The 7070-nt window shown below is 63.4% G+C and carries 6 protein-coding genes; 3 read left to right on the top strand and 3 right to left on the bottom strand.

The window, feature by feature from the left end:
• The first annotated feature begins 413 nt into the window (after positions 1–413).
• Positions 414–1202: a GH25 family lysozyme gene (locus tag L598_RS14340; protein WP_144863541.1), complete on the top strand. Its 789-nt coding sequence runs from the start codon at positions 414–416 to the stop codon at positions 1200–1202.
• Positions 1203–1233: 31 nt separating this feature from the next.
• The gene (locus tag L598_RS14335) at positions 1234–2418 is read left to right on the top strand and encodes a lytic murein transglycosylase (protein ID WP_144863549.1); all 1185 of its coding nucleotides are present in this window, start codon (positions 1234–1236) and stop codon (positions 2416–2418) included.
• A 32-nt stretch (positions 2419–2450) separates the two neighbouring features.
• Here L598_RS14335 and L598_RS14330 read toward each other — a convergent pair whose 3' ends face one another.
• Complete coding sequence (locus tag L598_RS14330; RefSeq protein WP_144863539.1) at positions 2451–3671, bottom strand: alanine racemase; 1221 nt, start codon at positions 3669–3671, stop codon at positions 2451–2453.
• Between the two features lie 145 nt (positions 3672–3816).
• Here L598_RS14330 and L598_RS14325 point away from each other — a divergent pair, with 145 nt between their 5' ends.
• Positions 3817–4743: a DMT family transporter gene (locus tag L598_RS14325; protein WP_144863537.1), complete on the top strand. Its 927-nt coding sequence runs from the start codon at positions 3817–3819 to the stop codon at positions 4741–4743.
• Positions 4744–5094: 351 nt separating this feature from the next.
• Here L598_RS14325 and metF read toward each other — a convergent pair whose 3' ends face one another.
• Together metF and L598_RS14315 are read right to left on the bottom strand one after the other, a co-directional pair.
• Complete coding sequence (metF, locus tag L598_RS14320; RefSeq protein ID WP_144863535.1) at positions 5095–6012, bottom strand: methylenetetrahydrofolate reductase [NAD(P)H]; 918 nt, start codon at positions 6010–6012, stop codon at positions 5095–5097.
• The gene (locus L598_RS14315; protein WP_144863533.1) at positions 6012–7028 is read right to left on the bottom strand and encodes a metalloregulator ArsR/SmtB family transcription factor; all 1017 of its coding nucleotides are present in this window, start codon (positions 7026–7028) and stop codon (positions 6012–6014) included. The genes metF and L598_RS14315 overlap by 1 nt, the downstream gene beginning before the upstream one ends.
• Positions 7029–7070 lie beyond the last annotated feature (42 nt).

The following is a 7070-nucleotide window of genomic DNA, read 5'->3' as shown; positions in this document are numbered from 1 at the left end:
CCGTCCGTTCCGCTGCCCCTGCTTGCCATCGCAGGGCTGTGTGCTCGTCCAGCACGCCCCGGCCGTAGTACCGGGAGGGGAACCCTTGGACGGAACCTCCCCGGCCCYGCCTTACGAGGRCAGGRCGGAGGCGCCGGTCCCTTTCCCGCGGGACCGCCGTCGCGACCCGCTTTCCCGCGGAAAGGGATGGGGCAAGGATAGCGCAGGTCAAGAAGGCGGGGATGAAATGGTGAATGGGGACCGGTGAATGGGGAATGGAAGCAACGGCTTGGCGCGGAGAGGGTGAAGAATCTATCCCCGCACAATCCTACTTCTCTCCAAGAGATCGCAACGTCACGCAGGTGACGCAGGAAGCATGATCGCGTATTGCTCGTTCCCCGAGGGACTGCGCTGATTCGCAAGGTGGAGGGCTGATGCGCCGTTTCGCGGTTTTGATATTTCTGGTTCTTCTTACGGCCTGCTCGACAATCGACTACGATTTCTCCGACCTGCGACCAAGCTCCGCGGGCGGCGCCGGGCCGCGTTTTGCCGACAACAATCCGCATGAATGGAGCTCCCGCGCGCCATGGACCTACCCAGTCCATGGCACGGATGTCTCCAAATATCAGCGCGAGGTCGACTGGCATCGCGTGAAGGCGAGCAACATTTCCTTTGCCTTCATCAAGGCGACGGAAGGCGGCGATCGCTTGGACGATTATTTCGAGCCCAACTGGCGTGGCGCAAAGGCGGCCGGCATTCCGCGCGGCGCCTATCATTTCTATTATTTCTGCCGCCCGGCGCGTGAGCAGGCCGCCTGGTTCATCCGCAACGTGCCACGAGATTCCTCCGCCCTTCCGCCCGTCCTCGACATGGAATGGAATCCGCTGTCGCCGACCTGCCGGCTGCGGCCTGCCCCGGAGATCGTGCGCGCCGAGATGCAGGTCTTCCTCGATACCGTCGAGCGCCACTACGGCAAACGACCGATCATCTACACCTCCATCGATTTCTTCGATGACAACGGCCTCTGGCGCTTCAAAGGCTATCCGTTCTGGCTGCGCTCCGTCGCTGGTCATCCTGATGACAAATACGGCAGTCACCCTTGGGTCTTCTGGCAATATACCGGCACCGGCATCATTCCGGGGATCGAGGGTAACGCCGATATCAACCTCTTCAACGGCAACGCCGCCGCCTGGCGCGAATGGCTGAAAGCGCATACGCGCTGACGCAGGGGCAATGGATCGGAGAGAACGAATGATGAGAACGACGGCAACCGCTCTCTGCGCTCTCCTCGCTCTCATGGCGGCGGGCACAGCCAATGCCCAGCAGCAATGCGGAGGTGATCTGGCGAGCTGGATCGCCGGCGTCGAGGCGGAGGCCTCTGCCCAAGGGGTAGGCCAGACGGGCTTCTCGGCGCTCGAACATGCCAAGCTCGACCAGCGCGTTATCAATCGCGACCGCGGACAGGCCGTCTTCACCCAGACTTTCGCCGAATTCGCCGGCCGCATGATCAACAGCTACCGGCTTCAGCACGGCGCCGCCAATCTGAAGAAATATGCCGGGACCTTCGCCCGTGCCGAGCGGGAATTCGGCGTTCCGGGGCCAGTGATTGCCTCCTTCTGGGCATTGGAGACAGATTTCGGCGCGGTCCAGGGCGATTTCCGCACATTGGATGCGCTGACCACCCTCGCCCATGATTGCCGCAGGCCCGAGATCTTCCGCCCGCAACTCATCGCCCTTCTGAAGCTGATCGACCAAGGCACAGTTCCAGCGGATGTCCAGGGCGCATGGGCGGGCGAGATCGGCCAGATGCAGATGCTGCCGACGGACTATCTCGAAAAGGGCGTGGACGGAGACGAAGACGGTCGCGTCGATCTGAGGGGCAGCGCTCCCGACGCCATATTGACGGCCGCCAACAAGCTCGCCTCTCTCGGCTGGCAGGCAGGCCAGCCCTGGATGGAAGATGTCGTGGTGCCGGACAAGCTGCCATGGGAGCAGACGGGCCGCGTCCAGAAGCGGCCGCGCTCGCAATGGGCAGGATGGGGCGTCACCTATCGCGAGGGAAAGCCGCTGCCTGCCGACGCCATGCCGGCCGCCCTTGTCCTTCCCATGGGGCACAAGGGGCCGGCTTTTCTGGTCTACGACAATTACGACATCTATCTCGAATGGAACAAGTCGCTGGTCTATACACTGACGGCCGCGCATCTCGCCGCCCGGCTTGCCGGCGCGCCGGCCTTCGACCCGCGCAATCCCGAGCCCGGCCTTGCGCCTGAGGCGATGAAGCTCCTGCAGCAGAAGCTGGCCGACCGCGGCTATGACGTGGGCAACATCGACGGCGTACTCGGCGCTGGCACACGGGATGCGGTGCGCCAGGAGCAGCTACGGCTCGGTTTCCCCGCCGATGGCTGGCCGACCCCGGCGCTGCTCACCAACCTCCAGTAGTTCCAGGCCCTGTGGACAGTTAGAGCTGCGGCCTAATCGGCCATGGTTTCGAGGGTCGCATAGCCCTCCGGCATGCCGCCCTCGCCGAAGGGCGTCGTCACCTCGACGAAGGTGTCGGGATAGAAGCCGTTGAACCGCGTCCTGAGCGCCATGGAATAAGCACCAATATGGCCGATCTCGATCCAGTCTCCGGTATCGACCGTTTCCGGCAGCCAGAACGGCCGTGACAGGATATCAACGGAATCGCAGGTCGCCCCGCAGACGCGGAAAGGCACGATGGTCTTTTCGCTGCCGTTGCGATTGCGTATCGCCGGATCGGGAATGAAGCGCGCCGGCAGTGTGATCTTGCCGGTCCATGAGTCCGACAGCGACGCCCATATGCCGTCATTGATATAGAGCCGCCTGCCCTTGCGCAGGAGAACCCGCACGATCAGGGAAAAGGCGCGGGCAACGATCACGCGGCCCGGCTCCGCAACGAGCGGCATCTCGTCAAAGCCCCATTCGGCTATGTCGCTCCTCAGCCGCGCCATGATCTCGTCGAGCGAAGGCATCTCTACCGACTTGCGGTTGGGGTCCTGCTCGTATTCGGCCGGGAACCCGCCGCCGACATCGAGCCCGGCAAGCGGCAGGCCGGCCCGGTTGCGCACCCAGTCGGCCGAGGCAAGCGCGCGCTCATAGGTATCGGGATCCTCGATCTGGCTGCCGACATGAAAGCATATGCCGGTCCTGAAGCCGGAGCGGTGCAGTCTTCGCAGAAGCTCGACGGCCGCGGCTGCCCCGGCACCGAACTTCTTGGACAATTCATAGGCCGCATGGCCCTTGGTCTGCAGGCGCACGAAGACAGTGACGGTTCCCGGGTCGATGTCGAGGGCGCGCACCACGCGGGTGAGCTTCGTCACCTCGTCCTCGTGGTCCACCGCGATGACGCGGATACCGTATTCCTCGAGCGCCAGCCTTATGTCGGACTGCGCCTTGACCGGATGCATGTAGAGCATCTCGGCATCCGGCGCGACGGCGCGGACCGCCGCGAACTCCGCAGGCGACGCCACGTCGAAGGCCTTCACGCCGGCCTCGGTGAGCGTCTTGAGCACCATCGGCTCGCCATTCGTCTTGACCGCATAGGCCGTCTTGCCGGGGAACAGGTCCATGAACCGGCGGGCATCCGCCTTCAGCACGTCCGGCCGGAAGCAGTAGATCGGCTCGTCGGGCCGCAGCGTCAGCGCGGTTTCTCGGGCGGTCTCGAATCGCTGCATGGTCTCTCCTTGGTGCGGGTCCACGCTAACAGCGCCGAATGACGGAAAAAAGCTGCCGATCGGCCTGCAATGACCGGTTGTTGAGAAACGGGTGGTGCACAATGAACGCCACGCCTATGAGTGGGCGGACTGCAGGGAGACATGAATGACCGTCGAGGCAGGAACGCGAGCGGCAGCGCCGCAGATGTCGCTCAGGGACTGGTCGCTGATCATCCTGCTCGGCGTCATCTGGGGCGGGTCCTTCTTCTTCGCCCGTATCGCGGTGGCGGAGATCGCGCCTCTGGTGCTCGTCATGTTCCGCGTCGTCATCGCCGCCGCCGCTCTGCAGCTTTGGCTTCTGGCGCGTGGTCCGTCCTTCCGGCTCGCCCTGCCCCATGCGGCCGGCCTGTTCGGTCTGGCGCTCATCAACAATGTCATCCCCTTCTCGCTGATCTTCGCTGGCCAGACCGAGCTCGGCGCGGGGCTTGCCGCCATTCTCAACGCCACGACCCCTTTCTGGACCGCCATCCTCGCCAATATGTTCCTCGCCGACGAAAAGCTGTCCCGGGCGAAGATACTCGGCATCCTGTGCGGGATTGCCGGCACCGCCGTCATGATCGGGCCCGGCGCGCTGGCGGGCATAGGCGGGCCGATCTGGGCAAAGCTGGCGCTGATCGGCGCTGCCCTTGCCTACGCCTTCTCGTTCATTCTCGTGCGACGCTTCCGGGGCGTAGCTCCGCCGGTCCTGGCGACAGGACAGCTTACCGCCGCCTCCCTCATCATGGTTCCGGTCGTGCTGCTGCTGCACGGCCCATCGGACCTGTTCGCGGCAAGCGCCGGTGTCTGGAGCGCCGTCCTGGCGCTGGCGCTGGTTTCGACCGCCTTCGCCTACATCATCTATTTCAGCATCGTCGCATCAGCCGGCGCGACCAATGCCTCGCTGGTTACCCTGATCGTCCCGGTCAGCGCGATATTGCTCGGCGCCATCTTTCTGGGAGAAAGGCTGGAGACTTTCGAATTCGTCGGAATGGGCCTTATCGGCCTGGGCCTCGTCACCATCGACGGCCGCATCTTCAACCGCCATCCGCAATGACTCGGGACGTCGCTCATTAACAGAAAGTGAATGGTTCCTTTTCGCCAGCAAAATCAACCGAAAGGGCTAAATATCAGGTCGGATTTTTCACAATCGTTCGGCACCGCAGCACAAAATCTCCTTGCTGACGGCGCGAAGGCCCGTAGAATCCGGCCCTATTCCATGAGAGGAGGCTTTGCCATGGGACTGACACGGCCGATCAACGCTCTTGTGATTTGTGCTGCGTTCGCCTTTATCGGTGCTCTCATCATCGGAGTCCTGCCTTAGCAGGACGTGGGTCAGGAGCCGCCAGGCTGGCGGAAACATGAAGGCCGGAATCCCCGGCCTTTTTTCATGGACGCATCCCGACAATCATGCCGCCGCAGGCCGCATCTCCGCTTCGGAAGCGGCCCGGATGCCGATCATGTGGCAAATGGCAAAGACCAGGTCGGCGCGATTCATCGTATAGAAGTGGAAATCGTCCACCCCGCGTTCGACGAGGTCGAGCACCTGTTCGGCCGCGACGGCCGAAGCGACGAGCGCATGGGTCTGCGGGTCGTTCTCCAGCCCTTCAAAACGCTCGGCAAGCCAGACGGGCACATGGGCGCCGCAGCGGCCGGCGAAATTCGCCACCTGCGCAAAATTGTGCACCGGCAGGATGCCCGGCACGATCGGGATATAGATTCCGGCCCGCCGCGCGCGCTCGACATAACGCTCGTAGAGATCATTGTCGAAGAAGAACTGGGTGATCGCCCGCGTCGCGCCATTGTCGACCTTGCGCTTCAGCATGTCGATGTCGGTCGCGAAATCGGAGCTCTCGGGATGCTTTTCCGGATAGGCTGATACCGAAATGTCGAAATCGCCGCGAGCCTTCAAGGCCGCCGTCAGTTCGGCGCCATTGGTATAGCCCTGCGGATGCGGACGATAGCGCGCGCCTACGCCTTCGCGAGGATCACCGCGCAGCGCCACGAAGCGCCTGACGCCCATGGCAACGAACTCCGCGATGACGCCATCCACCGATTCCCGATCCGCATCGACACAGGTGAGATGCGCGGCCGGCGTCAGGCTGGTCTCCTGGAGAATGCGCCGCACGGTGCGCGCCGTGCGCTCGCGCGTCGAACCGCCGGCGCCGTAAGTCACCGACACGAAACGCGGCTTAAGCGGCGCAAGACGCGTCACCGTTTCCCAAAGGCGGCGCTCCATATCGTCGCTCTTCGGCGGGAAGAACTCGAAGGATACGCCAATCCTGCCGCCGATATCGGGCCGGCGCGAAAGTCGGAACTGCGACATCAGGCGGTCTCCTGCATGGCGGATGTGTTCGAAGGGTCGGCGATGAGGAGGCGCCGGTCGCGGGCAAGCCAGAGCTTGACCGTCAAGCCGGAGTCGGCGTCGCCGCGGGGGGCAAAATCCATGGTATCCTCGAGATCCAGATCGGCATCGTCGAGCCATTCCGCGATCTGCCCGTCGGAAAATCCAAGACGCACATGGGCGTGCTCCTCGCGCAGGAATTCAAGCCCGTGCTGCGCGAAATCGACGATGACGAGCCGTCCCGACGGACGCAGCAGGCGCGCCGCCTCGCGAATGGCCGATGCAGGATCCTCCAGATAGTGCAGGACCTGATGCATGGTCACGAGATCGTGGCGGTCACGCTCCACCGGAGGCGCATAGAGATCGCCGAGCCGTACCTGCGCATTGGTCACCCCTGCCCGGTCGAGATTGGCGCGGGCGACCGCCAGCATCTCGCGCGAGAGATCAATGCCGACACCGCGCTGGTAAAGCGGCGCGAAAAGCTCCAGCAGACGGCCGGTGCCGGTGCCGAGATCGACCATGGACTGAAACGGCCGATTGCCGATCAGCTTCTTCAAAGCGGCCTCGACCGCCTTGTCCGGCACATGGAGCGAGCGTATCTGGTCCCAGCTCGCTGCATTGCGGCTGAAATATTCCGCTGCCCGTTCCTCGCGGCGATGCTTGACCGCCGCAAGCCGCTCCAGATCACGGTCGACCACGGGGTCGCTGAGATCGATGCGCGCCACCACTCCCTGGATGAATTCACGTGCCGCATCGCTGTCGGCCAGCCGGAAATAGGCCCAGGAACCCTCTTGATAGCGGGCGATCAGCTCCGCATCGAGCAGCAGCTTCAGATGCCGCGAGACACGCGGCTGCGACTGGTTGAGGATTTCCGTCAGGTCTGAAACCGTCAGGTCACCCTTGGAAAGAAGCGCCAGAATGCGCAACCGGCTGGATTCGGCTGCCGCCTTCAGGGTATCAACCATGGTATCGAGATGGATTGCCGGGCGTGTCAGCATCAGCCACTCCAGAAACATATAAAGATATGTTTATATGGATTT

The sequence above is a fragment of the Mesorhizobium sp. J18 genome (genome assembly GCF_007829525.1).
GTDB lineage: Bacteria > Pseudomonadota > Alphaproteobacteria > Rhizobiales > Rhizobiaceae > VLJP01.
Note: the sequence above shows the minus strand (reverse complement) of the source record. Positions and strands in the feature narration are given on the sequence as shown.

Coding starts and splice junctions, on each gene's coding strand:
- L598_RS14335 (WP_144863549.1), top strand. CDS start 1,234: ATGAGAACGACGGCAACCGCTCTCTGCGCTCTCCTCGCTCTCATGGCG.
- L598_RS14340 (WP_144863541.1), top strand. CDS start 414: ATGCGCCGTTTCGCGGTTTTGATATTTCTGGTTCTTCTTACGGCCTGC.
- L598_RS14330 (WP_144863539.1), bottom strand. CDS start 3,671: ATGCAGCGATTCGAGACCGCCCGAGAAACCGCGCTGACGCTGCGGCCC.
- metF (WP_144863535.1), bottom strand. CDS start 6,012: ATGTCGCAGTTCCGACTTTCGCGCCGGCCCGATATCGGCGGCAGGATT.
- L598_RS14315 (WP_144863533.1), bottom strand. CDS start 7,028: ATGCTGACACGCCCGGCAATCCATCTCGATACCATGGTTGATACCCTG.
- L598_RS14325 (WP_144863537.1), top strand. CDS start 3,817: ATGACCGTCGAGGCAGGAACGCGAGCGGCAGCGCCGCAGATGTCGCTC.